General features: G+C 61.8%; 24 protein-coding genes. All 24 read left to right on the top strand.

Features of this window, described 5'->3' with window-relative positions; translation table 11 throughout:
- The first annotated feature begins 143 nt into the window (after positions 1-143).
- The 24 genes from FCL40_RS16305 (at position 144) to fliG (ending at position 24,050) form a co-directional block, all read left to right on the top strand.
- On the top strand, positions 144-1,067 hold the full coding sequence (locus FCL40_RS16305; protein ID WP_136854368.1) for a chemotaxis protein CheV: 924 nt from the start codon (positions 144-146) through the stop codon (positions 1,065-1,067).
- Between the two features lie 4 nt (positions 1,068-1,071).
- A complete protein-coding gene (locus FCL40_RS16300) occupies positions 1,072-1,899 on the top strand; it encodes a CheR family methyltransferase (protein WP_136854367.1) in 828 nt (275 codons plus the stop codon).
- Between the two features lie 79 nt (positions 1,900-1,978).
- Positions 1,979-2,377 (top strand): flagellar basal body rod protein FlgB, encoded by a 399-nt coding sequence (gene flgB / locus FCL40_RS16295; RefSeq protein WP_136854366.1) that lies wholly within the window; start codon positions 1,979-1,981, stop codon positions 2,375-2,377.
- Between the two features lie 2 nt (positions 2,378-2,379).
- Complete coding sequence (gene flgC / locus FCL40_RS16290; protein ID WP_136854365.1) at positions 2,380-2,832, top strand: flagellar basal body rod protein FlgC; 453 nt, start codon at positions 2,380-2,382, stop codon at positions 2,830-2,832.
- 11 nt (positions 2,833-2,843) lie between these two features.
- Positions 2,844-3,533, top strand: a complete 690-nt coding sequence (locus tag FCL40_RS16285; protein WP_136854364.1) for a flagellar hook assembly protein FlgD — start codon at positions 2,844-2,846, stop codon at positions 3,531-3,533.
- A gap of 12 nt (positions 3,534-3,545) precedes the next feature.
- Positions 3,546-4,934: a flagellar hook protein FlgE gene (gene flgE / locus FCL40_RS16280; protein WP_136854363.1), complete on the top strand. Its 1,389-nt coding sequence runs from the start codon at positions 3,546-3,548 to the stop codon at positions 4,932-4,934.
- A 168-nt stretch (positions 4,935-5,102) separates the two neighbouring features.
- Positions 5,103-5,843, top strand: coding sequence for a flagellar basal-body rod protein FlgF (gene flgF, locus FCL40_RS16275; protein ID WP_136854362.1), 741 nt, complete (start codon positions 5,103-5,105; stop codon positions 5,841-5,843).
- 23 nt (positions 5,844-5,866) lie between these two features.
- Positions 5,867-6,655, top strand: coding sequence for a flagellar basal-body rod protein FlgG (gene flgG, locus FCL40_RS16270; protein ID WP_136854361.1), 789 nt, complete (start codon positions 5,867-5,869; stop codon positions 6,653-6,655).
- A gap of 10 nt (positions 6,656-6,665) precedes the next feature.
- A complete protein-coding gene (flgH, locus tag FCL40_RS16265; protein WP_136854360.1) occupies positions 6,666-7,337 on the top strand; it encodes a flagellar basal body L-ring protein FlgH in 672 nt (223 codons plus the stop codon).
- A gap of 9 nt (positions 7,338-7,346) precedes the next feature.
- Positions 7,347-8,432 carry a flagellar basal body P-ring protein FlgI gene (locus FCL40_RS16260; RefSeq protein WP_136854359.1) on the top strand — a complete coding sequence of 362 codons (1,086 nt, stop codon included), beginning with the start codon at positions 7,347-7,349 and terminating at the stop codon, positions 8,430-8,432.
- Between the two features lie 8 nt (positions 8,433-8,440).
- Positions 8,441-9,397 (top strand): flagellar assembly peptidoglycan hydrolase FlgJ, encoded by a 957-nt coding sequence (gene flgJ, locus FCL40_RS16255; protein WP_136854358.1) that lies wholly within the window; start codon positions 8,441-8,443, stop codon positions 9,395-9,397.
- Positions 9,397-11,322 carry a flagellar hook-associated protein FlgK gene (flgK, locus tag FCL40_RS16250; RefSeq protein ID WP_136854357.1) on the top strand — a complete coding sequence of 642 codons (1,926 nt, stop codon included), beginning with the start codon at positions 9,397-9,399 and terminating at the stop codon, positions 11,320-11,322. Before flgJ ends, flgK begins: the two co-directional genes overlap by 1 nt.
- 9 nt (positions 11,323-11,331) lie before the next feature.
- Complete coding sequence (gene flgL / locus FCL40_RS16245; protein ID WP_136854356.1) at positions 11,332-12,537, top strand: flagellar hook-associated protein FlgL; 1,206 nt, start codon at positions 11,332-11,334, stop codon at positions 12,535-12,537.
- A gap of 257 nt (positions 12,538-12,794) precedes the next feature.
- A complete protein-coding gene (locus FCL40_RS16240; RefSeq protein ID WP_136854355.1) occupies positions 12,795-13,967 on the top strand; it encodes a flagellin in 1,173 nt (390 codons plus the stop codon).
- Positions 13,968-14,185: 218 nt separating this feature from the next.
- Entirely contained in the window at positions 14,186-14,587 is a 402-nt protein-coding gene (locus FCL40_RS16235; RefSeq protein WP_136854354.1) for a flagellar protein FlaG, read from the top strand.
- Between the two features lie 37 nt (positions 14,588-14,624).
- Entirely contained in the window at positions 14,625-15,983 is a 1,359-nt protein-coding gene (fliD, locus tag FCL40_RS16230; protein ID WP_136854353.1) for a flagellar filament capping protein FliD, read from the top strand.
- Entirely contained in the window at positions 15,980-16,300 is a 321-nt protein-coding gene (locus tag FCL40_RS16225; protein WP_136854352.1) for a polysaccharide deacetylase family protein, read from the top strand. The genes fliD and FCL40_RS16225 overlap by 4 nt, the downstream gene beginning before the upstream one ends.
- Position 16,301: 1 nt before the next feature.
- Positions 16,302-16,703 carry a flagellar export chaperone FliS gene (gene fliS / locus FCL40_RS16220; protein ID WP_136854351.1) on the top strand — a complete coding sequence of 134 codons (402 nt, stop codon included), beginning with the start codon at positions 16,302-16,304 and terminating at the stop codon, positions 16,701-16,703.
- Positions 16,704-16,911: 208 nt separating this feature from the next.
- Positions 16,912-18,345 carry a sigma-54 dependent transcriptional regulator gene (locus FCL40_RS16215; RefSeq protein ID WP_136854350.1) on the top strand — a complete coding sequence of 478 codons (1,434 nt, stop codon included), beginning with the start codon at positions 16,912-16,914 and terminating at the stop codon, positions 18,343-18,345.
- A gap of 148 nt (positions 18,346-18,493) precedes the next feature.
- Complete coding sequence (locus tag FCL40_RS16210) at positions 18,494-19,531, top strand: sensor histidine kinase (RefSeq protein ID WP_136854349.1); 1,038 nt, start codon at positions 18,494-18,496, stop codon at positions 19,529-19,531.
- Positions 19,528-20,868 (top strand): sigma-54-dependent transcriptional regulator, encoded by a 1,341-nt coding sequence (locus FCL40_RS16205; RefSeq protein WP_136854348.1) that lies wholly within the window; start codon positions 19,528-19,530, stop codon positions 20,866-20,868. The genes FCL40_RS16210 and FCL40_RS16205 overlap by 4 nt, the downstream gene beginning before the upstream one ends.
- Positions 20,869-20,929: 61 nt before the next feature.
- Positions 20,930-21,244 carry a flagellar hook-basal body complex protein FliE gene (fliE, locus tag FCL40_RS16200; protein ID WP_136854347.1) on the top strand — a complete coding sequence of 105 codons (315 nt, stop codon included), beginning with the start codon at positions 20,930-20,932 and terminating at the stop codon, positions 21,242-21,244.
- Between the two features lie 18 nt (positions 21,245-21,262).
- Entirely contained in the window at positions 21,263-23,002 is a 1,740-nt protein-coding gene (gene fliF / locus FCL40_RS16195; RefSeq protein WP_136854346.1) for a flagellar basal-body MS-ring/collar protein FliF, read from the top strand.
- Positions 22,995-24,050: a flagellar motor switch protein FliG gene (fliG, locus tag FCL40_RS16190; protein WP_136854345.1), complete on the top strand. Its 1,056-nt coding sequence runs from the start codon at positions 22,995-22,997 to the stop codon at positions 24,048-24,050. Before fliF ends, fliG begins: the two co-directional genes overlap by 8 nt.
- The last annotated feature ends 1 nt before the right edge of the window (position 24,051 follow it).

The following is a 24,051-nucleotide window of genomic DNA, read 5'->3' as shown; positions in this document are numbered from 1 at the left end:
CCAGGTAACCTTTACTTGAATGCGCTTGGGGAAATTGATACAACGCAGCAGCATCATATCAAAAGTTCCGGTGCCAACAATTTGTCGGTTGGGTGTGCAGCAATATCTGTGCCTTTGTTTTTGCTTTTATAAGGACTCCACCAATGGCTAGCATCTTAGATTCGGTGAACCAGCGCACCCAGCTGGTCGGGCAGAACCGCCTCGAACTCCTCCTGTTCCGGCTCAACGGCCGTCAGACATTCGGCATCAACGTGTTTAAGGTTAGGGAGGTGCTGCAGTGCCCCAAGCTGACCAACCTGCCGAGGCTGAATAGCCTGGTTCGTGGTGTGGCCCATATTCGGGGGCAGACCATCTCCGTCATCGACATGTCTGCAGCCATTGGCGGCCGTCCCACCCAGGATGTGGAAAACAGCTTCATCATCATCAGCGAATACAACCGCTCGGTCCAGGGGTTCCTGGTGTCCGGCGTGGAGCGTATCGTCAACCTGAACTGGGATTCGGTGATGCCGCCGCCGCAGGGCAGTGGCCGCGGCAACTACCTCACCGCCGTTACCGAGATCAATGAGGAGCTGGTGGAGATCCTGGACGTGGAGAAGATCCTGGACGAGATCACTCCGGCCAGGACCGACATCAGCGATGATGTGGCGGCCAGCCTCAGCCCCATCTCCGAGCGCAAGCGTCGCATCATGGTGGTGGACGACTCCTCCGTCGCCCGCAAGCAGGTGGTGCGCGCGCTCGAGCCGCTGGGACTGGAGATCGAGCTGGCCAAAGACGGTCTCGAGGCCCTGCGCAAGCTGGAGGAGATGGTCAAGGATAAAGAGGACATCGGTGAGGTGTTTGGTGGTATCATCTCCGACATCGAGATGCCGGAGATGGACGGGTACACCCTGACCGCCTCCATCCGCGATAACCCCAAGCTCACCTCCCTGAAGGTGATCCTGCACACCTCCTTGAGCGGGGTGTTCAACCAAGCCATGGTGAAAAAAGTAGGCGCTGACGACTTTATCGCCAAATTTAATCCTGATGAATTGGCAGGAGCGATCGATCGCTACCTGAAAGAGGCCTGATTCGGTGCCAACCAAAACCTTAGCTCCTACCGAGTACCAGGCGTTTGCCGCCTTCCTGCAGAAGCAGTGTGGCATTGTCCTGGGGGACAACAAGCAGTACCTGGTACGTAGCCGCCTAAGTCCGCTGATGAAATCCTTTGGTCTGGACAACCTGTCCGACCTGGTGAAACACTCCATGCGCCCCGAGCAGAGCCGGCTCAGGACCGCCGTCATTGAAGCGATGACCACCAACGAAACCTTCTGGTTTCGTGATAACTACCCCTATCAACTGCTGGCCGATGAACTGTTGCCGGAGCTGGCCAAGCTGGGCCGCTCCATTCGCATCTGGTCCAGCGCCTGCTCCTCGGGGCAGGAGCCCTACTCCATGGCCATGGTGGTCCAGGAGACCCGGCAGCGGCGCCCCGGCATGTTGATGAACGGGGTGGACATCGTCGCCACCGATCTCTCCACCCAGATCCTCGATCAGGCCAAGTCCGGGGAATATGACGAGCTGGCCCTGACCCGGGGGTTGTCCCCCGAGCGCCGGCGCCTCTTCTTCCTGCCGTCCGTCAAGGGGATGAAGGTCCGGGACGAGGTGCGCCGCATGGTTAACTTCCGCCAACTGAACCTGCTGGACAGCTACGCCCTGCTGGGCAAGTTCGACGTGATCTTCTGCCGCAATGTGCTGATCTACTTCTCGGCGGAGGACAAGGGCAAGATCCTGCGGCAATTTGCTGCCGCCCTCAACCCCGGGGGCTATCTGGTGCTGGGGGCATCCGAGTCCCTGGCGGGCCTCACCGATCAGTTCGAGATGCTGCGATTCCCCGCTGGAATCATACATAGGAAGCGATAGCCACAGTTTCTTCCAACAAGGGCGTGCCAATGGCACGCCTTTTGCTTTTCTAGGGCAAGACTGCGTTTAGGAGGCAAAGATGGCCATCTCGTTCGACAAGGCACTGGGCATTCACCAACACACCCTGGGGATCCGTTCCCAGCGGGCCGAAGTGCTGGCGAACAACATCGCCAATGCCGACACTCCCGGGTACAAGGCCCAGGATGTGGACTTCGATCAGGCGCTAAGCCAGGCCAAGACCGCCCAGGGCGGGCTCTCCATGGCCAAGACCCACCAGAATCACTTCAAGCTGGGTCTGGAGCCGGCGGCCGGTTTGGCCTACCGGGTGCCCCTGCAGCCGGATACCGGTGACGGCAACACCGTGGACCTCAACATCGAACGCAACAACTTCATGCAGAACAACCTGGAGCAGCAGATGACCCTCGAGTTTCTCGGCGGCAAGTTCCAGGGGATGCGCAAAGCGCTTCGGGGTGAATGATCATGAGCCTGTTCAATATTCTTGATATCGCCGGCAGCGGCATGATGGCGCAGAACGTCCGCCTGAACACCACCGCCAGTAACGTGGCCAACGCCAACAGCGTCACCAGCAGTGCCGGCGACACCTACCGGGCCCGTGAGCCGGTGTTTGCCGCTCAGTTGCAGCAGCAGGTCACCCATCAGCACGGCCCCCTGGGCGCAGGCATCAACAAGGATCTCGAAGCCCTGGGAGGGGTGCGGGTGGCCGGTATCGTGGAGAGCAACAAGCCGCTTATCCAGGAGTACGCCCCCAACCATCCCATGGCGAACGAGGAGGGCTACATCTTCAAGCCCAATGTCAATGTGGTGGAGGAGATGGCCAACATGATCTCCGCCTCTCGCAGCTATCAGGCCAATGTCGAGGTGGCGGATGCCGCCAAGAATCTGGCCAAACAAACTCTCAGACTTGGTAAGTAAAGGGGGACTGGATGAGTAATACCATCGACAACAGTTACTTGAACTCCCTTAAGTGGCAGCAAGAAGCGACGCCTACCGCCAAGGACAACAACCAGGCTCTGACCCAGGAAGATTTCTTCTCCCTGCTGTCCCAGCAGTTGTCCATGCAGGATCCCTTCAAGCCGGTGGACAACGATCAGATGATCTCCCAGATGTCCTCCTTTGCCACCGTAGATGGGATCAACTCCTTGAACGACGAGATCAAGAACATGAACACCGTGATGAACTCCAGTCAGGCGCTGCAGGCCAGCAGCCTGGTGGGGCAGAAGGTGTTGATTCCGTCCGACAAGGCGGCGTCCGACGGCGTCAATCCGGTCACCGGGGTGATCTCCACCCCGGCAGGTGCCGACAACATGGTGGTCAAGGTGAAGGATGGGGCAGGGCAGATCGTCCGCACCTTCGAGGTGTCTGCCGGTGACGGCGGCAACGTCGACTTCAGCTGGGACGGCAAAAACGCCGACGGCGAGGCGATGCCGGAGGGGACCTACAGCTTTACCGCCGAAGCCCTGGTGGGCGGTAAGACCGATACACTCCCGGTGTTCACCTACGGCCACGTCAGCAGCGTGACCCTGGGGGGCGCCAACTACGATACAGTCCTGAACCTGCGCGGTGTCGGCGGCGTCAAGCTGTCTGATGTCCTGTCGGTCGCAGAAGGCTCTTAACGAGGAACGAGTATGTCATTTAATATCTCACTCAGCGGCCTGAATGCCGCGCAGAAGGACCTGGATACCACGTCGAACAACATCGCCAACGTCAACACCATTGGCTTTAAAGAGTCTCGTGCCGAATTTGCCGACGTCTACTCCAACTCCCTGTTTACCAACAGCAAGACCAACGTGGGCAGCGGTGTGGCGACCTCCCAGGTGGCCCAGCAGTTCCATCAGGGCTCCCTGCAGTTCACCAACAACGCCCTGGATCTGGCCATCAATGGCAACGGCATGTTCGTGACCATCTCCGAGTTCGGTTCCCAGGACTACAACTACACCCGCGCCGGCGCCTTCAAGCTGAACGACGACAACTTCATGGTGGACTCCCAGGGCAACTACCTGATGGCCCTGCCGGTGAACAAGAACGACGGCTCGGTCAAGTCCGTCAGCCTGTCCACCACCGAGCCGGTGCAGATCCCCCAGACCGCCGGCCAGCCTCAGAAGACCTCCCTGGTCGAGGTGTCGGTGAACGTCAACGCCGGCGATGTGACTCACGACCCGGCCACTTTCGATCCCACCGATCCCACCACCTACAACAATGCCACCTCGGTGACCGTGTACGACTCCCTGGGTGAGCCGCACATCATGACCCAGTACTTCGTCAAGCCCCCGGGTGGCGCCGTGACCGGCAACAACCAGTGGCTGACCTTCTTCACCATGGACGACAAGCCGGTGAACATCGGCGATGCCGCCGGTGGCGCGATCTCTGGTACCTGGGATCAGGATACCAATGGTGATGGTACCGCCGACAACCCTGGGGTGGCCGCCCAGAATGCCGCTGGCCATACCGCGGCGGTGATGACCTTTGATGACACCGGTAACTTCATCGGTTCCAACCCCACCATGATCCAGACGGTGGCTCTGGGGACCGTGGCCGGTGGCGCGGGTGTGATTGGCCCCGGCGCCGACGGCACTCAGCGAGTGGAGTTCCGCCTGGACAACCCTACCCAGTACGCCTCCAAGTTTGAGGTGACCAAGCTGCAGCAGGACGGCTCCACCGTCGGCCGGCTGACCAACGTGGAGGTGGCCGCCGATGGCCTGATCAGTGCCACCTACTCCAACGGCACAGAGGTACCCCTGGGCAAGGTGGCCCTGGCCCGCTTTGCCAACGAACAGGGACTGACCCAGCAGGGCAATACCTCTTGGAAACAGAGTCAATCCTCCGGTGAGGCGCTGCTGGGCGAGCCCAACACCGGCACCTTCGGCACCATCAACTCTGCGGCGCTGGAGCAGTCCAACACCGACCTGACCACCGAGCTGGTGGATCTCATCAGCGCCCAGCGCAACTTCCAGGCCAACTCCCGGGCCCTGGACATCGCCAACCAGCTGCAGCAGAACATCCTGCAGATCCGCTAAGTCTGGATTGCCGCCCCTGCCGGGGGCGGCAACCCCTTTCCCCTCCGGCTCCTCCCTCACTGGCTGAATCCTCGCTGAACCGCGGCGTCCAGCCCTCTAATTTGTTGGCACGGCTATTGCATTTTCATTGGTCAAGAGAACGTCATTGCCGACTGTTGGGAGTCACCTTTGGACAAGATGCTTTATATCGCCGCGTCCGGCGCCAGCCAGAATATGTCCGCCCTCGGCGTCCATGCCAACAACCTGGCCAATGCCCGCACCGACGGTTTCAAGGCGGATCTGCACCAGGCGCGCAGCATGCAGGCGTTCGGTGAAGGCCTGCCCTCCCGGGTGTTCGCCATGACCGAGCGACCCGCCAGCAACTTCGACGCCGGCTCTCTGAAAACCACCGGCCGAAGCCTGGATGTGGCCATCAAGGGGGAAGGGTGGTTTGTGGTCGAAGATGCCCAGGGCAATGAGGCTCTGACCCGGGCCGGCTCCCTGACCATCGACGAGGGCGGCATGCTGACCAACGCCCAGGGCCGCCCCATCATGGGCGAGTCTGGCCCCATCTTCCTGCCTCTGCCCATCGAAAAGGTGGAGATCGCCGCCAACGGCATCATCAGCGTTCGTCCCCAGGGGGCGCCGGCCAACGCCATGGAGGAGGTGGATCAGCTGCAACTGGTCAACCCGCCCATCGAGTCCCTGACCAAGGGGGAGGACGGCCTGTTCCGCGCCTTCGGTGGTGAGGCCTACCTGGCCGATGTCGAGGTGGAGCTGGTGGCAGGGGCCGTCGAGGGCAGCAACGTCAGTCCGGTCAATGAACTGGTGGGAATGATCGAGATGCAGCGTCAGTTCGACATGCAGCTGAAGATGATGAAATCCGCCGAAGAGAATGACAGGTCAGCCGCAAAACTGTTGCGGGTGTAACCGAAACGAAAGGGTAAAAGCGTATGCAACCGGCACTTTGGATCAGTAAAACAGGCCTGGACGCCCAGCAGACTGAGATTGCGAACATCTCCAACAACCTGGCCAACGCCAGCACCGTCGGCTTCAAGAAGAGCCGCGCCGTGTTCGAGGACCTGCTCTACCAGACCATCAACCAGGCGGGGGGGATCAGCGCCCAGAACACCGAGCTGCCCAACGGCCTGACCCTGGGGGCCGGCACCAAGGTGGCCGCCACCCAGCGCATCTTCTCCCAGGGCAACATGGAAACCACCAACAACAGCCTGGACCTGATGATCGACGGTCCCGGATTTTTCCAGATTCAGATGCCCGACGGTACCCAGGCCTACTCCCGCAATGGCCAGTTTACCCTGGACGAGGAGGGGCAGCTGGTGACCCCAGGCTCCGGCTATGTGCTGGATCCGGGCATCACCATCCCCGAGGACGCCCAGTCGATCACCGTCTCCTCCGAGGGGGAGGTGTCGGTGCGGGTGCCAGGTCAGGCGGCCAACGTGGTGGTCGGCCAGATTGAGATCTCCAACTTCGTCAACGCCAGCGGCCTGGAACCCATCGGCCAGAACCTGTTCCTGGAGACCGGTGCCAGTGGTGCGCCCATTGCCGGCGTCCCCAGCCTGGACGGCCTGGGCGCCATCCGCCAGGGCGCCCTGGAGACCTCCAACGTCAACGTGACCGAAGAGCTGGTGAACATGATCGAAGCGCAGCGGGTGTACGAGATGAACTCCAAGGTGATCTCCACCGTCGACCAGATGCTGGCCAACCTGAACCAGCAGCTCTAAGGAGATCGAGATGAGACACTGGATTGCCGTCCTGAGCCTGGCCACCCTGGTGGGGTGCACCACCCCCGGTTCCCCCATCCCGGATGATCCCTACTACGCGCCGGTCTACCCCGAGCTGCCGCCGACCCAGGTGGTCAACACCGGATCCATCTTCCAGGATGCCTACGCCAACGAGCTCTACTCGGACATCAAGGCGCACCGGGTTGGGGACGTGATCACCGTCGAGCTGGTGGAGGCGACCAAGGCCAAGAAGAGTGCCACCAACGAGATGAAGAAGGACAACGCCATGTCGCTGGACCCCATCTCCGCCGCCGGCAGTCCGGTCACCATCAACGGCAAGACCCTGGATCTCAACTACAAGGAGAAGCTGGATCTCTCCAAGGAGGCGGACGCGGACCAGAGCAACAGCCTCAACGGCTCCATCTCGGTCAACGTGCTGCAGGTGCTGGCCAATGGCAACCTGGTGATTCGGGGCGAGAAGTGGATCACCATCAACGACGGTGAAGAGTACATCCGCCTGACCGGACTGATCCGTCCCCGTGACATCAAGCCGGACAACACCGTGGAGTCCACCCGGGTGGCCAATGCCCGCATTCAGTACAGCGGCACCGGCACCTTCGCCGAATCCCAGAAGACCGGCTGGCTGGCCGCCTTCTTCAACGGCCCCCTGTGGCCCTTCTAGGAGGTTAGGATGAGACTCTTTGCCGCCCTGATGACCCTGGTCCTGGCGCTGCCGGTTCAGGCGATGCGCCTCAAGGATATCACCGATGTCCAGGGTGTCCGCGACAACCAACTGGTCGGCTATGGCCTGGTGGTGGGTCTGCCCGGCACCGGTGAAAAGGGCCAGTTTACCGAGCAGAGTTTTGCCACCATGCTCTCCAACTTCGGCATCACCCTGCCGCCGGGCACCCGCCCCAAGATGAAAAACGTGGCGGCGGTGGCGGTGCATGCCACCCTGCCACCCTTCATCAAGCCGGGTCAGCAGATCGACGTCACCGTCTCCTCGGTCGGCAGCGCCAAGAGCCTGCGTGGTGGCACCCTGATTCAGACCTTCCTCAAGGGGGCCGATGGCAAGGTCTATGCCCTGGCCCAGGGCAGCCTGGTGGTCTCCGGCTTCTCCGCCGAGGGGGCCGATGGCTCCAAGGTGATTCAGAACACCCCCACCGTCGGCCGCATCCCCAACGGGGCCATCGTCGAGCGCAGCGTGCCCAGCCCCTTCGCCAACGGCGACTTCCTGACCTTCAACCTGCACCGGCCCGATTTCTCCACCGCCAAGCGGGTGGCGGACACCATCAACGGCCTGCTGGGCCCCGGCGTGGCCCGCGCCCAGGACGCCACCTCCATCCAGGTGTCTGCGCCCCGGGATCGCTCCCAGCGGGTGGCCTACCTGGCGACCCTGGAGAACCTGAACGTGGACCCGGCCCAGGAGTCCGCCAAAGTGATCGTCAACAGCCGCACCGGCACCATAGTGGTCGGCAGCGAAGTGCGCCTGTTGCCGGCGGCCATCACCCACGGTGGCCTGACGGTGACCATCAGCGAGTCCTTCTCCACCTCCCAGCCGGGGGCCTTTGCCGGCGGCAACACGGTGAACAACCCGGTGAGCAGCATCGGTGTCAACGAGTCGGCCCGGCGCATGTTCAAGTTCGATCCCGGCGTCACCCTGGATGAGCTGGTGCGGGCGGTGAACCAGGTGGGGGCGGCCCCCTCGGATCTGATGGCCATCCTCGAGGCCCTGTCCCAGGCCGGCGCCCTGCGCGGCGAGTTGATCATCATCTAGGCGGCAACATGGATCCTCTGAAGCAGCACAATCAGCACTACCTGGACCTGGCGGCCATGGACGACCTGAGGCAGAAAGCCCAGGCCGATCCCGATGCCTCCCTGGAGGAGGTGGCCCTGCAGTTCGAAGGGATCTTCCTGGGGATGATGCTCAAGGAGATGCGCAGCGCCAATGCGGCGTTCGAGAGCGACTCCCCCTTCAATAGCCAGACCACCAAGTTCTACCGGGAGATGCAGGACCAGCAACTGGTGAGCGAACTGGCGGGCAAGGGGACCCTGGGACTGGCGGAGCTGATGGTGGCCCAGCTCGGCGGGGATCAACACCTGACTCCCGCCTCGGTGCTGCGGGGCGCGGCCAGCGCCATCGCCCCCCATGTCCCCCTGGCCTCGGCGATCAATTCGCCGGCGCCGGAGGCGGCCAGCGAGGGCGTCGAGCCGGTGGCTCCCCCCAGGCCGCCATTGGCGGCCGCAGCCAACCCGGTGGACTTCTCCAGCCCGCAGAGCTTCGTCAACAGTCTGATGCCCGAAGCCCGCAAGGCGGCCCGGCAACTGGGGGTGAGCCCGGAACTGCTGGTGGCCCAGTCGGCCCTGGAGACAGGCTGGGGACGCAAGGTGTTGCCCTCCCAGGGGGGCAGCAGCCACAACCTGTTCAACATCAAGAGTGGCAGCAACTGGCAGGGCGACAGAGTCCGGGTCAATGCCCTCGAGGTGGAGCAGGGGGTGCCGGTGCGGCGCCGCTCCGAGTTCCGGGTGTATGACAGCATCGAACAGAGTTTTCAGGATTTCGTCGAGTTCGTTCGCCGGCCGCGTTACCAGGACGCGCTGGATGCGGGGAATGACGAAGGGTTTATCCGCGGATTGCAGCAGGCCGGTTATGCCACCGACCCTCACTATGCCGACAAGGTGCTGCAGGTGATGAAGCGGTTGATGGGGGAGGCGATCACCTCTTCCCAGGGGAGTAAATAATGGCAGACTTGATGAACATTGGCCGCTCCGGTGTGATGAGCGCCCAGAAGCAGCTGCAGGTGACCTCGAACAACATCGCCAACGTCGGTACCCCGGGCTACTCCCGCCAGGTGGTTGAGCAGCGCACCTCCGAGTCGCTGTTTATTGCCGGCAGTTTCGTCGGCACCGGCTCCTATGTGGCCGACGTTAAGCGGATCTACAACAGCTACGCCATGCGCGAACTGCACCTGGCGACCAGCCAGGTCTCCTACGCCAACATGTCCTGGCGAAAGGCGGACGAGCTCAACCAGGTGTTCTCCGTCTCCGGCGATGCCATCCCCGAGTCCATGAACAACGCCTTCAAGGCGATCAACAACATGGCCGACATCCCTAATGATCTCAGTGCCCGGGACAACGTGCTGGTGGCCCTGGGGCAGCTGGCCGGATCCTTCGACACCGTGTCTGAAGGACTCACCTCCCAGTTGCGTCAGACCAATGAGCAGGTTCAGGTGACCGTGGACCGGGTCAACGCCATCACCGCCGAGCTGGCGGACATCAACGGCCAGCTGATGAAGGTGGGGGGGCAGGACCTGCAGCTGCTGGACTATCAGAACAGCCTGATTACCGAACTGAGCGACTATGTCCAGGTGAACGTCATCGAGCAGGACTACGGGGTCAAGAGCGTGATGATGGGCGGCGCCGCCATGCTGGTGTCCGGTCCGAACCAGCTGGAGCTGGGCACCACCGACGGGGATCCGGTGCGACATGAGCTGCGCTACACCGTCGACACCGGCCAGAACAAGATCACCCTGGATGGCCGCGATGTGGGCGGACAGCTTCAGGCGCTGATGGACTACCGGGATAACGTGTTGCTGCCGGCCGAGCGCCAACTGGGTAAGATGGCCCTGGGGATCGCCGATGCCGTCAATACCGCCCAGGCCAACGGGTTCGATCTGGACGGCAAGGTGGGCCAGAACCTGTTTGCCGACATCAACAGCCCGGAGATGTCCATCGGCCGCAGCGCCACCTCCGGCAGCAACGCCGGCGGCACCGAGATGGTGGTTAACATCGACGACACCAACCGATTGACCGGCGGCAAGTATACCCTGCAGTGGGATGGCGCCAACTACCAACTGACCGACGAGTATGGCACCACCTCCACCCTGACGGTGGACCCTGCCGATCCCAACCGGTTTGTCTCTGCCGACGGTTTCAGCATCATCCAGGACACCAGTGGCGGGGCGCCGGTTGCCGGCGACAAGTGGGCGCTCATGCCGACGGCCAGTGCCGCCAAGGGACTCAACCTGATCGTCGACGATCCCCGGGCGTTGGCGGCGGCCGGCTACACCAAGGAGACCACCGCCGGCGACGGCGAGGCCACCCTGGCCTCCGTAGACAGGAACAACCCGGCGCTGCCCGCCGGCGAGGTCAACCTGTCCATCACCCCCAATGACCCGCTCTCCGCGCCCCCGGGCCAGAACACCTACACCATGACCGATGCCGACGGCAATCCGCTGGCCACCGGCGTCTATACCGGCGACACCATCAGTGCCCTGGGCTTTTCGGTCAAGGTGGAGGACAACACCACCGCCACCAGCAGCTTCAAGCTGACTCTGGACTTTGCCGTGGGGGACAACAGCAATGCGGTGGCCATGGGCAAGATCCCCACCCAGAAGCTGCAGGACGGGGGCAAGTCCACCCTGGCCGACACCTTCCAGGGGATCATCACCGAGGTGGGCAGCCAGGCGGCCGCTCAGGAGGTGGCGATGACCTCCGCCCAGGCGGTGTTTGCCCAGGCCCAGAACCGGGTGGAGTCGGAGTCCGGGGTCAACCTGGATGAGGAGGCGGCCAACCTGATCCGCTTCCAGCAGGCCTACCAGGCCTCGGCCCGAATCATGACCGTGGCCAAGGAAACCTTTGACACACTCTTCAGTTCATTGCGATAGGGGGCGGGAATGCGCGTTTCCACCTTTCAGTTTTATAACCTGAACACCAACAACCTGACCAACCTGCAGTCGCAGACCAACAAGACGCTGCAGAAGCTCTCCAGCGGTAAGGAGATCAGCACCGCCGCCGACGATCCCGTGGCCAACATCGCCATCGAGAACCTGAAGCAGCAGTCTGCGGTGCTGGCCCAGTACGAGGCCAACATCAACCTGGCAAACAACCGCCTGTCCCAGGAGGAGCCCTACCTGGCCTCCTACGAGACCATGGTGATGAGCATGAAGGACGTGTTGCTGGAGGGCAACGATGGCTCCCTCTCCTGGGACAGCCGCAAGGTGTACGCCAGTGAGCTGAAAAGCAATCTGGATGCCCTGGTCTCCCTGGCCAACAGCCAGGATGAGTCCGGTAACTACCTGTTTGCCGGCACCGCCAGTGACACCCAGCCCTTTGTCGATGCCGGCGGAGTGATCACCTATGCCGGCAACTCCGGTCAGCGCACCGCCAGCGTCGGTGACGGTGTGACTCTTCCGGTCAACGACCCCGGGGATGAGGTGTTCTTCAACGTGCCCATTGCCGCCGGCGACTACCAGGCCGACTACGCGGGCGCGACCATGAGCGGGTCGTTCTTCATGGACAGTGCCGAGATCGTCAACCCGGCCGTGGCTCAGGCGCCGGGTTACCGGTTCGACTTCGTCGACGATGGGGCCGGTAATGTCGCCTACGAGGTGTACGACAACGGCGGCACCCTGGTGACCGGCCCCACCGCCTTCGACCCTTCTCAGCCCCTGGCCTTCGACGGCATCGAGGTCTCCTTTAGCGGCGAGCCCCAGATTGGCGACTCCCTCGCCATTGGTGAGCAACCAAGCCGGGACGTGTTCAGCATTGCCAATCGGGCCATCGAGATGCTGGAGTCGGAGCAGGGGCTGGAGGGGCCCAATGCCCAGGCGGAGTACGCCCAGCTGTTGGGGGATCTTACCGAGGTGTTCAACCATGCCACTGGGATTCGTGCCGAGGTGGGCAACCGCATGAAGGCCCTGGACACCTTCGAGAAGCAGCACTCCGACATGAAGCTGGTGTCGGAGGGGGTGAAATCCAACCTGGAGGATCTCGATTACGCCGCCGCCATCTCCGAGTATGAGCGCCAGACCCTGGCGATGAACGCCCTGACCAAGACCTTTGGTACCGTCAACAGCACCTCGTTGTTCGACTTCATCTGATTTTACCTAAAAAAGCCACTGTTACCTGGATCACAAAATCATCGGCGATTTTGCCCAGGGGCAGTGGTTTTTTACTGCGCCATGGTTAAGTTGTTGAAATGTGGTGCTTTATTACTTATTTTGGATTTTTTTAAAAATCGGTAAAAAAGGCTAAAGGACTGAAATCTCCCGCCGATACCCTTATTGAAACCAGGACGCGCCACACGACTCGGCGCGACAACTAGGCAATAACGCCCGAGTTAATTGAGGAAGACATCATGGCCTTAAGTGTAAACACCAACGTCACTTCCATGCAGGCTCAGAGCAACCTGAACAAGGCAACCAATGCCACTCAGACCTCTATGGAGCGTCTGGCTTCCGGCATGCGCATCAACTCCGCCAAGGACGATGCCGCCGGCCTGCAGATCTCCAACCGTATGACCAGCCAGATCAACGGCCTGGATGTGGCCATGCGTAACGCCAACGACGGTATCTCCATCGCCCAGACCGCCGAAGGCGCCATGCAGGAGTCCACCAACATCCTGCAGCGTATGCGCGACCTGTCCCTGCAGTCCGCCAACGGCTCCAACTCCGCCGAAGACCGTGCCTCCATGCAGAAGGAGGTGGTCGAGCTTCAGTCCGAGCTGACCCGTATCGCCGAAACCACCAAATTCGGTGGTCAGTCTCTGCTGGACGGTTCCTACGGTACCCAGTCCTTCCAGATTGGTGCCAACGCCAATGAAACCATCGGCATCACCCTGGAAGACATCTCCGCCGATGCCCTGGCCGAGCGCGCCTCCGTGTCCGGCGGTGCCATTGCCGCTGCTGATATCGCCGAATACACCGATGGCACCGTAACCGCCTTCACCCTGGCTTATGACGCCGACGGTGGCGGCGCCGGTACCGCCACCACCTACACCATGGATCTGAGCAACGTGACCGATGCCGGCAGCCTGGCAAAGTCCATCAACGACCAGCTGGGTGATGTGGGTATCGCGGCTCAGGTGAACGATGCCGGCGACGTTGAACTGACCGGCTCCGTGGCCAACGCCGGTGCTGGTGCGCCAGCAACTCTGGCCTTCACCGCCACTGATGCGACTAACGCCGTTGGCGCGGTTACCGTCGGTGCCGATGGCAGCTACGACATGTCCAAGATCGACATCTCCACCACAGGTGGTGCGCAGGCCGCGGTAAGCGTTATCGACCAGGCCATCACCCAGATCGACGATCAGCGTGCCAACCTGGGTGCGACTCAGAACCGTCTGAGCCACACCATCAACAACCTGGGCAACATCCAGACCAACGTGACCGACTCTCGCAGCCGTATCCAGGACGTGGATTTTGCCAAGGAGACCGCCGAGCTGTCCAAGCAGCAGGTGCTGTCACAGTCCTCCTCCGCGATGCTGGCCCAGGCCAACCAGCTGCCCTCCGCAGCCCTGTCCCTGCTGTAACAGCAAGCGACCCCAGAAAGAAGCCCGGCACTGCCGGGCTTTTTTTATCTGCCGACTCTGGCGAACAAAAAAGATTAAAGCTTGTGCTATCCAGGCCGATAACCATAGGGACAGCGGGAGAACCTTCCCGTGGGGCGTCAATCCCTTGACGGGAAGCGTGAATCTAGGGACGGTTTCGGCCGTTAATCCAAAGGCTATCTGAAGAGGAAACTGGGACCATGGATAGCACCATCATCAGTACTGTTGGCACAACAGTTGCTACTTCCTCGGTAAAACCTGAGCTTGCCGGCGAACGGCAGGCGGCCAAAGCCGCCCAGAGCGAAGTGGTGGCGGCCGATGCGGTCACTGCCGCCGCCCAGGCTGGCGAGGCAGACAGGGAGTCCGGCAAGGAGGCGCTGGGCGAGCGTGTGGCCGAGGCCACGCGGGGTATGAACGAGTTTTTTGATTCCATCGATAAGGATATCCGTTTCCATATCGATGAGGAGACTAACCGCAGCGTGGTCAAGGTGATCGAGGTGAGCAGTGGCGACGTGATCCGGCAAATTCCCTCCGAGGAGGTGCTGGAACTTGCCGCCCGCATGTCCGAAGCCAGCGGGCTTCTGATGAAGGACAAGATCTGATCCCGCTTCCTAACTGAAGTTTGGCAGAGGTGAAAGCATGGGCTTAACAGCTGTGGGCCTGGGTTCAGGCCTGGATATCAACAACATCGTAAAGGTGCTGGTGGACGCCGAGAAGGTGCCGAAACAGGCGGTGCTGGACTCCCGGGAAGCCACCATTCAGGGGCAGATCTCGGCATTCGGCAGCATCAAGAGCTCCCTGACCGCCTTCCAGGACACACTGAAAGCCCTGAGTGATGCCACCACCTTCGCCCCGCGCAGCGTGACGCTGAGCCAGAAGGATTACCTCAGTGCCAGCGCGACCTCGGAGGCGGTGGCTGGCAGCTACAACATCCAGGTGGAACAGCTGGCGGAAAGCCAGAAACTGGGCACCGGTGTGGTGGCGGATCCCCAGGCGGCCATCGGCGCCGGCAGCCTGGACCTGACGGTGAACGGCAACAGCTTCAGCGTGACGGTCGATGCGGAGGACTCTCTGCAGGACATCATGAAGAAGATCAACGAGGATGAAAATAACGTCGGGGTCAATGCCACCATAGTCACCGATGACACCGGCAGTCGTCTCATCCTCAGCTCCGAGGAGAGCGGTACCGAAAACACCATAGGCGTTGCCGCCACCGGTGACGCGGCCCTGACGGGGATCTTTGCCTCCACCACCGAGCTGCAGCCGGCCAAGGACGCCATCATCCATATTGACGGACTCAGGGTTACCTCGTCCAGCAACAGCGTCGACGGCGCCATCGACGGGGTCACCCTGGATCTGACCAAGGCGGACCTGGGTGAAACCACCCGGGTGACCATTGCCAATGACGACGACAAGATCATCGACAACATCGAGTCCTTCGTCGACGCCTACAACGAGATGATGACCACCCTGGCGGATCTCACCGCCTACAATGCCGAAACCGAAAAGTCCTCGACCCTGCAGGGGGATTCACTGCCCAGGGGAATTCAAAATCAGATGCGCGGTATCGTTGGCAGCCTGTTTGACACCCGTGATGGTCAGAAGTCCCTCTCCATGTTTGGCATCTCCACCGATCGTTACGGCAAGATGGAGATCGATAAGGACAAGCTGAAAGAGGCGGTTGGCAACGATATTGGTGGCTTGACCGATCTCTTTGCCACCGAGGGTACCGGTCTGGCGGCGCGCTTCGATGAGGCCGTCGATACCTACGCGGGCACCGGGGGGCTGATCGATGGCCGTGAGGACTCCATGGACCGGCAGCTCAAACGTATCGAGAAGGATCGTGACGATCTCAATGCCCGGATGCTGGCCTATGAGAACCGCCTCTATGCTCAGTTCAATGCCATGGACATGGCGGTCGCCTCGTTGAACTCCCAGAGCGCGGATCTGGCCTCCAGATTTGACGCCCTGCCCGGATTTACCAGGAAAACCTCATGAGTCAGCGGCAACTGGATGCGATCACCCAGTCCATCTCGTCGCTGCTTGAGCAGATTGCCGGGGCGGACGTGGAGGGCCGGGACGAGCTGCTGCCGCAGCTGAACCAGCGTATCGAGGAGCGCCGAGTCTGCCTGGGGGCGCTGCTGGACACCGAGCTGGCTCAGGATCGGGAGTGGCTCAAGCGGCAACTGGACATCTCACGGGCCCTTGCCAGACAGGGCAAGGCGCAACTCGACAAACAACGGGACGCCCTCGGCGGATACCGCAAAGGGCGTCAGCAAGTCTCTGTCTATCAGAATGTGGAATTAGGAAAGTAACATGCGTGGATCCCTGAAAGCCTATCGCCAGGTGAACGTCGAAAGTCAGAAGGCGGAAGCCTCACCCCACAAGGTGGTGCAGTTGCTGCTCGGCGGCAGCATCGACAAGTTGCTGCAGGCCAAGATGGCCATCGACTCCAACCAGGTTGCCAAGAAGGGTGAGCTGCTGGGGCGCACCATGGAGATCATCACCCATCTCAAGGCCTCCCTGGATCATGACAAGGGCGGCGAGATCGCCGGCAACCTGGCATCCCTTTATGACTACTTGCTGCGTCGCATCGCCGAGGCCAATGCCGCTGCCGACAGCACCATCATCGACGAGGTGATCGACCTGCTCAAAACCGTAAAAGAGGGCTGGGATGCGATCCCGGCCGAACATCACAATCTTAAGCACCCCGCCTGATCACAGTTAAGCAACCCTGATCTTTGTCCGCTTATTAGTGGTCAAGGGGATGGGTTGCTTGCTAAAGCCAAGGTTCTCATTACAATAACCGGACTCCCTGTGTTGGCCGACTGTGGTGCTATGGCCTCGGGGAGCTCATACAAAGACTGTTGTTAAACAGCAGGTTGTTTTAATTTTCCACGATGCAGCTGTGGTCGGAAGATAAGTAATGCAGACAGAACAAAGCATATTATTAGTGGATTGGAACGCCGACAGGCTCCACCAACTAAACTTTTTGCTTAACTTCCTGGGTGAAACCGTTGAATCCGTTGAGATGGGGGATCTCCCCAAGCGGCTTTCGGACGCCGAACGTTATCGAAGTGTGATCTTCGGTCACAACAGTGACCGGGATAGAGAAACCGCCATCCAGGCGCTGCGGGATTTTCCCCACCAGCCCTTCCTCTCCCTGGACGCCCGTCCCCAGGAACTGGCCAACCTGGTCGGTGAGATTGCCCTGCCGTTCAGCTATGCCCAGCTGACAGAGATGCTGCACTATTGCCAGGTGTACAACCGCACCCGGCATGAGGTGGCGCCGACCAGCCCCAATCAGACCAAGCTGTTTCGCAGCCTGGTCGGGCGCAGCGAAGCCATTGCCGAAGTCCGTCACCTGATGGCTCAGGTGGCCGAGACCGAGGCGACCGTCCTGGTCACCGGCCAGTCCGGCACCGGCAAGGAGGTGGTGGCCCGTAACGTGCACTATCTCTCCAAGCGCCGCAATGGCCCCTTCATCCCGGTCAACTGCGGCGCCATTCCCGCCGAATTGCTGGAGAGTGAGCTGTTCGGCCACGAGAAGGGGGCGTTCACCGGCGCTATCGGCACCCGCAAGGGCCGGTTCGAGATGGCCGAGGGCGGCACCCTGTTCCTGGATGAGATCGGCGACATGCCCGCCCACATGCAGGTCAAGCTATTGCGGGTCCTGCAGGAGAAGACCTTTGAGCGGGTCGGTGGCACCAAGCCTCTGCAGGCGGACGTGCGCATCGTGGCCGCCACCCACCAGAATCTGGAACAGATGATCGACAAGGGCCGCTTCCGTGAGGACCTGTTTTATCGTCTCAATGTGTTCCCCATCGAGATGCCCTCCCTGTCCGAGCGCAAGGAGGATATCCCGCTGCTGCTGCAGGAGCTGGTCAGCCGTCTCGAGGGCGAGGGCAAGGGGGCGGTGCGCTTCACCATGCGTGCCGTGGAGTCCCTGACCGCCCACCCCTGGTCCGGCAACGTTCGGGAGCTCTCCAACCTGGTGGAGCGGATGGTGATCCTCTATCCCAACGGGCTGGTGGACGTGAATGACCTGCCGATGAAGTATCGCCATGTGGATGTGCCCCAGTTCTCCCCGGAGTACCCGGAGGAGCTGCAGGAGCGCGACGCGCTGGCGGCCCTGTTCTCCGGGGAGGAACCGGTGGAGCTGCCGGAGCAGCGCTTCTCCTCCGAACTGCCTGAAGATGGCGTCAACCTCAAGGATATGCTGGCGGAACTGGAGGTGGAGATGATTCGCCAGGCCCTGGAACAGCAGAACAATGTGGTGGCCAAGGCCGCCGAGATGCTGGGGATGCGCCGCACCACCCTGGTTGAGAAGATGCGCAAGTACGGACTGGGCAAGTCCTGAAGCCAGATCACAGAAAAAGGCTTTCCGGTCTCGATCGGGAAGCCTTTTTTTGTATCCTGAGCCCAACCTACCCTCCAAGATTTGGCATGGAATCTGCAAACTTCAGTGCGTTGCATGACCATTTACGATTTTTTGACAGGACGACTACATGGCGTTGAGCCAAACCAGCCCACACTCCACCGGCACCACCGACAACCAGGCACAGAGCCGTTTGCACCATCTGATGCAGTGTCTGCCCGCCGGTGTCCTGCTGCTGGATGATATGGGCGTAGTCGAGCAGGCGAACCCCGCCGCCGTGGAGTTGCTTGGCGAGGAGCTTGAGGGGCGCCCCTGGCGTCAAATCATTGACTCGGTGTTCGCCCCCCAGGCGGACGACGGTCATGAGGTCTCCCTGAAAAATGGCCGCCGCATCAGCCTGACCACCCGCTCTCTGACCCCGGAGTCCGGTCAGCTGCTGATGCTGACCGACCTCACCGAAACCCGGGCCCTGCAGCAGAATGTGTCCCACATGCAGCGGCTGTCGGCCCTGGGGAAGATGGCCGCCTCGCTGGCCCACCAGATTCGCACCCCGCTGTCCGCCGCCCTGCTCTATGGCGCCAACCTCTCCAGCCCCCGGCTGGATGACGCCGGCCGCAGTCGCTTCCAGCAGAAGCTGATGGCCAGGCTGGGTGAATTGGAGCAGCGGGTGAATGATCTGCTGCTGTTCGCCCGTGGCGGTCACACCCAGAAGAGTGAACCGGTGCGGGTGTCCAACCTGCTGGAGGACCTCAAGGGAAGCTGCGAAGCGGTGCTGTCGCAGCGTCGCGCCGAACTCAGCCTGGTGTTCGGCGTCGATGCCTGCATCCAGGCCAACGCCAACGCCCTGCAGGGGGCTCTGCAAAACCTGGTGAACAACGCCCTGGAGGCGGAGGCGACCGCCGTGCGCATCAGCACCGAGGAGCTCAAGGGCAGGGTGGTGATCCAGGTGGCGGACAACGGCCGGGGGATGACCCCAGATCAGCAGCGCCAGGCGATGACCCCTTTCTACACCACCAAGGCCAACGGCACGGGACTGGGGCTGGCGGTGCTTCACTCCATCTGCCGGGCCCATGACGGTACCGTCAGCCTGGCCTCCCTGCCCGGCCAGGGCAGCCAGTTCACCCTGACCTTTCCCCAACTCGAACAGCAAGAGGAAATGACCGCATGAGTAAGCCCACCATCTTGGTTGTTGAAGATGACCTGGGACTCAGAGAAGCCTTGGTGGATACCCTGCTACTGGGGGGATACCGCTGCCTGGAGGCCAGTGATGGCGCCGAGGCCCTGATCCAGCTGGGCCAGCACAAGCCCGCCATGGTGATCTCCGACATTCAGATGGCCGGCATGGACGGCCTGGCCCTGCTCAAGGCGATTCGGACCAAGGATCTGAATATTCCCGTGCTGCTCATGACCGCCTACGGCACCATCGATGCCGCCGTCGAGGCGATGCGCTGCGGAGCCAACGATTACCTGGCCAAACCCTTCGCCCCCGAGGTGCTGCTGCATCAGGTGGAGCGCTACCTGCTGGCTCCGGCCGCCGAGGTGCCTCAGCCGGTGGTGGCCGATCCCGCCAGCCTGAGGCTGCTGGCCCTGGCGGAGCGGGTGGCCCAGTCCGACGCTTCGGTGATGATCACCGGCCCCAGCGGCTCCGGCAAGGAGGTGTTGGCCCGCTACCTGCATCAATGTTCCGGCCGCGCCGAGGCACCCTTCGTCGCCATCAACTGTGCCGCCATCCCGGAGAACATGCTGGAAGCCACCCTGTTCGGCTATGAGAAGGGGGCCTTTACCGGCGCGGTTTCCGCTTGCGCCGGCAAGTTTGAGCAGGCCCAGGGGGGCACCATCCTGCTGGACGAGATCACCGAAATGGACCTCGGGCTTCAGTCCAAGTTGCTGCGGGTACTGCAGGAGCGGGAGGTGGAGCGCCTGGGCAGCCGCAAGACCCTGCGCCTGGATGTGCGGGTACTGGCCACCTCCAACCGGGATCTGAAAGAGGCGGTGGCCCAGGGGGGCTTTCGCGAAGATCTCTTCTACAGGCTCAATGTGTTTCCCCTGAACTGGTTGCCGCTGAATCAGCGCCCCGGGGATATCGTGCCCCTGGCGGAGCACCTGATCGCCCGCCACCAGCGGGGCAGGGGGGCGGTGCCCCAGCTCAGTGCCGCCGCCCGGGACAAGCTGGAGGGTCACGGCTGGCCGGGCAACGTCCGCGAGCTGGAAAACGTGGTGCAGCGGGCCCTGATCCTCTGCGTCGGTGATACCATCGGTGCCGACGACCTGTTTATCGACACCCTGGAGTTGCCCATGGCCGCGCCCTCGGTGACGGTGGAGGAACCCCGGAGTGACAGCCTGGGTGATGAACTGAAAATACAGGAACATCAGATTATTGTGGATGCTCTGTCGCAGAACGGCGGCAGCCGTAAGGCGGTGGCAGAGCAACTGGGGATCAGTCCCAGGACCTTGAGATACAAATTGGCTAAGATGCGCGAGATGGGGATTGAATTGCCAGCCTGAAGGCTGCACACTTCCCACCCCGCCGGGTAGATAGATTGGGTTTAATCAGGAGTAGCGCACAATGGAGATCGGCTCTAATTCGCTTATCAGCGAGATGCAGCAGATGTCGCTGGAGGCAGACCCCACGGCTCTCAAGCCTACCGCGGCACCCGCCGGCGACTTCGAGTCGCTGTTGGGGGACGCCATCAATCACGTAAACGGGTTGCAGCAGACGGCGTCGGAACTGGCGACCCGCATGGAGCTGGGGGACACCAGTGTCACCCTGTCCGACACCATGATCGCCAAAGAGAAGGCGGGCGTGGCGTTTGAAGCCACCATCCAGGTGCGCAACAAGATTGTAGAAGCTTACAAAGAGATCATGAGTATGCCCGTGTAACGGGCCTAAGGTGTAGCGGTGGCAGAGGCGAATCAGTCAACACAATTGGCGCTGGGCGGTAATGACGCGCCCCTACCCGCCATCGGCGGTGAGAGCAGCGGTGCCGTTGAGGAGAACAGGGCCAGTCCTTTGGGGGCTCTGGGCAACTCCGACACCCTTCGCCAGGTGTCGCTGATCCTGGCATTGACGGTCTTCCTGTTGATGGCGGTGTTTATTTTCCTCTGGGCCCAGGAGCCCGACTATCGCCCTCTGGGCAAGATGGATACCGGCGAACTGGTGCAAACCCTGGACTTCCTGGATCAGCAGAAGATCCAGTATGAGGTGCAAGGCAATGTGATCTCGGTGCCTGAGGATCAGTACGCCGACATTCGGCTGCAGATGACCCGGGCCGGCCTCCAGGGCAAGAGCAGCAACGAGCAGGATTTTCTTAACCAGGAGAGTGGCTTCGGTGTCAGCCAGCGACTGGAGAGCGCCCGTCTGAAACACACCCAGGAGCAGGCTCTGGCGCGGGCCATCGAGGAGCTGCGCAGTGTCAACCGTGCCCGGGTGATCCTGGCCCTGCCCAAGGCCAATGTGTTTGCCCGCCAGCAGGCTCAGCCCTCGGCCACCGTGGTGGTGGGGCTGACCCGCCATACCGAGCTGCGTCAGACCGAGGTGGACGCCATCGTCGACATCGTGGCCTCGGCGGTGCACAACCTTTCCCCCAGCCGGGTGACCGTTACCGACCAGCATGGCCGGCTGCTGAACTCCGGCAGCCAGGATGCCATCTCCAGCCGCGCCCGCCGCGAGCTCGAGGTGGAGTCTCAGCAGGAGCAGGCGCTGCTGAAGAAGATCGACTCCATCCTGATCCCGGTGCTGGGCCTGGGCAACTACACCGCCCAGGTCGACGTGACCATGGACTTCTCCGCCGTGGAGGAGACCTCCAAACGGTTCAACCCGGACCTGCCGTCGCTGCGCAGCGAGATGGTGGTCACCGACAGCCAGAACGGTCAGGGCTCCCTGGGGATCCCCGGTGCCCTGACCAACCAGCCCCCCATGGAATCGGCGATCCCTCAGGAGACCGGGGCCAACACCAATGAAACCTCGATTCAGGGCAACCGCCGCAACCGCTCCGAGGCGACCCGAAACTATGAACTGGACTCCACCATCAGCCATGTGCGTCAGCAGGTCGGGGTGGTCAGCCGGGTGACCGTCTCGCTGGCGGTGGATTACGCCATGATGCCCGGTGCCGAAGGCGAACCCGCCAGGCCCCAGCCGCGATCCGCCCAGGAGCTGGCCAGCCTGAAGCGCCTGCTCGAGGGCAGCATCGGTTTCAACAATCAGCGTGGTGACCTGGTGGAGGTGATCTCCATCCCCTTCGCCGAGGGCGTCTCCCTGGAGGAGCCGGAGTTGCCGATGTGGGAACAGCCCTGGTTCTGGCGCAGCATGAAACTGGCCGGTGGTCTCCTCATCATCCTGGTGATGCTGCTGGTGGTGGTGCGTCCGCTGATCAACCGCCTGCTCAACCCTGAAGGGGATAAGACCAAGGCCCTGGAGCCTGGCGATGAGTTGGCGGAGATCGAGGATCAGTACGCCACCGACACCCTGGGGGTACTGGCCCAGACCGAAGGGGACTACAGCTACGCCGAGGATGGGTCCATCCTGTTGCCGGATCTCCACAAAGACGATGACATGCTGCGGGCCATCCGTGCCCTGGTGGCCAATGAGCCGGAGCTGTCGACCCAGGTAGTTAAACATTGGTTGGAAGAAGATGCCTGATCTGCCACAGACCACAGGGGGCCAGGTGGCCGCCGGCGGTGACTTTGATGTCAACAACCTGACCGGGATCGAGCGAACCGCCATCCTGCTGCTCAGCCTGTCGGAGTCCGACGCCGCCCAGATCCTGAAGAACCTGGAGCCCAAGCATGTACAGAAGGTGGGCATGGTGATGGCGGGGATCAACAACTTCAGCCAGGACAAGGTGACCGCGGTACACCGGTTGTTCCTGGAGCAGATCAAGAAGTTCTCCTCCATCGGCCTCAACAGCCAGGAGTTTGTCCGCAAGGCCCTGACTCAGGCCCTGGGCGAGGACAAGGCGGGCAACCTGATCGATCAGATTGTCATGGGCCACGGGGCCACCGGCCTCGACTCCCTCAAGTGGATGGATGCGCGCCAGGTGGCCAACATCATCCAGAACGAGCACCCGCAGATCCAGACCATCGTCCTCTCCTACCTGGAGCCGGATCAGGCCGCCCAGATCATGAGTCAGTTCACCGAACGGGTGCGGCTGGACCTGATGCTGCGTATCGCCAACCTGGAGGAGGTGCAACCGGCGGCCCTGCAGGAACTGAACGACATCATGGAGAAGCAGTTTGCCGGCCAGGCCGGGGCCCAGGCCGCCAAGATGGGTGGCCTGAAGGCGGCCGCCAACATTATGAACTACCTGGATACCGGCATCGAAGGCCAGCTGATGGAATCGATCCGCGACTCCGACGAGGAGCTGGGGCAGCAGATTCAGGACCTGATGTTCGTGTTCGAGAACCTGGCGGACATGGACGACCGGGCGATGCAGGTGGTCCTGCGCGACCTGCAGCAGGAGGTGCTGATCCGCGCCCTCAAGGGGGCCGACGATCAGCTCAAGGAGAAGATCCTCGGCAACATGTCCAAGCGCCAGGCGGAACTGGTTCGCGACGACCTGGAAGCGATGGGACCGGTTCGAGTCTCCGAAGTGGAGGCGGCTCAGAAGGAGGTGCTGGCGGTGGCCAGACGCCTGGCCGATGCCGGCGAGATCATGCTGGGTGGCGCCGGTGGCGAAGAGTTCCTCTAAT

The organism is Ferrimonas sediminicola, from assembly GCF_005116715.1.
Taxonomy (GTDB): Bacteria; Pseudomonadota; Gammaproteobacteria; order Enterobacterales; family Shewanellaceae; genus Ferrimonas; species Ferrimonas sediminicola.
The sequence above is the reverse complement of the archived record's forward strand: the minus strand, read 5'-3'. Positions and strand labels throughout refer to the sequence as shown.

What these genes read in the sequence shown, in the direction of transcription:
- FCL40_RS16210 (WP_136854349.1), top strand. Translation starts at nt 18,494, where the DNA reads ATGGCGTTGAGCCAAACCAGCCCACACTCCACCGGCACCACCGACAAC.
- flgJ (WP_136854358.1), top strand. Translation starts at nt 8,441, where the DNA reads ATGGATCCTCTGAAGCAGCACAATCAGCACTACCTGGACCTGGCGGCC.
- flgG (WP_136854361.1), top strand. Translation starts at nt 5,867, where the DNA reads ATGCAACCGGCACTTTGGATCAGTAAAACAGGCCTGGACGCCCAGCAG.
- flgL (WP_136854356.1), top strand. Translation starts at nt 11,332, where the DNA reads ATGCGCGTTTCCACCTTTCAGTTTTATAACCTGAACACCAACAACCTG.
- FCL40_RS16225 (WP_136854352.1), top strand. Translation starts at nt 15,980, where the DNA reads ATGAGTCAGCGGCAACTGGATGCGATCACCCAGTCCATCTCGTCGCTG.
- flgB (WP_136854366.1), top strand. Translation starts at nt 1,979, where the DNA reads ATGGCCATCTCGTTCGACAAGGCACTGGGCATTCACCAACACACCCTG.
- FCL40_RS16215 (WP_136854350.1), top strand. Translation starts at nt 16,912, where the DNA reads ATGCAGACAGAACAAAGCATATTATTAGTGGATTGGAACGCCGACAGG.
- fliD (WP_136854353.1), top strand. Translation starts at nt 14,625, where the DNA reads ATGGGCTTAACAGCTGTGGGCCTGGGTTCAGGCCTGGATATCAACAAC.
- fliS (WP_136854351.1), top strand. Translation starts at nt 16,302, where the DNA reads ATGCGTGGATCCCTGAAAGCCTATCGCCAGGTGAACGTCGAAAGTCAG.
- flgK (WP_136854357.1), top strand. Translation starts at nt 9,397, where the DNA reads ATGGCAGACTTGATGAACATTGGCCGCTCCGGTGTGATGAGCGCCCAG.
- FCL40_RS16205 (WP_136854348.1), top strand. Translation starts at nt 19,528, where the DNA reads ATGAGTAAGCCCACCATCTTGGTTGTTGAAGATGACCTGGGACTCAGA.
- FCL40_RS16235 (WP_136854354.1), top strand. Translation starts at nt 14,186, where the DNA reads ATGGATAGCACCATCATCAGTACTGTTGGCACAACAGTTGCTACTTCC.
- FCL40_RS16240 (WP_136854355.1), top strand. Translation starts at nt 12,795, where the DNA reads ATGGCCTTAAGTGTAAACACCAACGTCACTTCCATGCAGGCTCAGAGC.
- FCL40_RS16305 (WP_136854368.1), top strand. Translation starts at nt 144, where the DNA reads ATGGCTAGCATCTTAGATTCGGTGAACCAGCGCACCCAGCTGGTCGGG.
- fliG (WP_136854345.1), top strand. Translation starts at nt 22,995, where the DNA reads ATGCCTGATCTGCCACAGACCACAGGGGGCCAGGTGGCCGCCGGCGGT.
- flgE (WP_136854363.1), top strand. Translation starts at nt 3,546, where the DNA reads ATGTCATTTAATATCTCACTCAGCGGCCTGAATGCCGCGCAGAAGGAC.
- FCL40_RS16285 (WP_136854364.1), top strand. Translation starts at nt 2,844, where the DNA reads ATGAGTAATACCATCGACAACAGTTACTTGAACTCCCTTAAGTGGCAG.
- flgC (WP_136854365.1), top strand. Translation starts at nt 2,380, where the DNA reads ATGAGCCTGTTCAATATTCTTGATATCGCCGGCAGCGGCATGATGGCG.
- flgH (WP_136854360.1), top strand. Translation starts at nt 6,666, where the DNA reads ATGAGACACTGGATTGCCGTCCTGAGCCTGGCCACCCTGGTGGGGTGC.
- fliE (WP_136854347.1), top strand. Translation starts at nt 20,930, where the DNA reads ATGGAGATCGGCTCTAATTCGCTTATCAGCGAGATGCAGCAGATGTCG.
- FCL40_RS16260 (WP_136854359.1), top strand. Translation starts at nt 7,347, where the DNA reads ATGAGACTCTTTGCCGCCCTGATGACCCTGGTCCTGGCGCTGCCGGTT.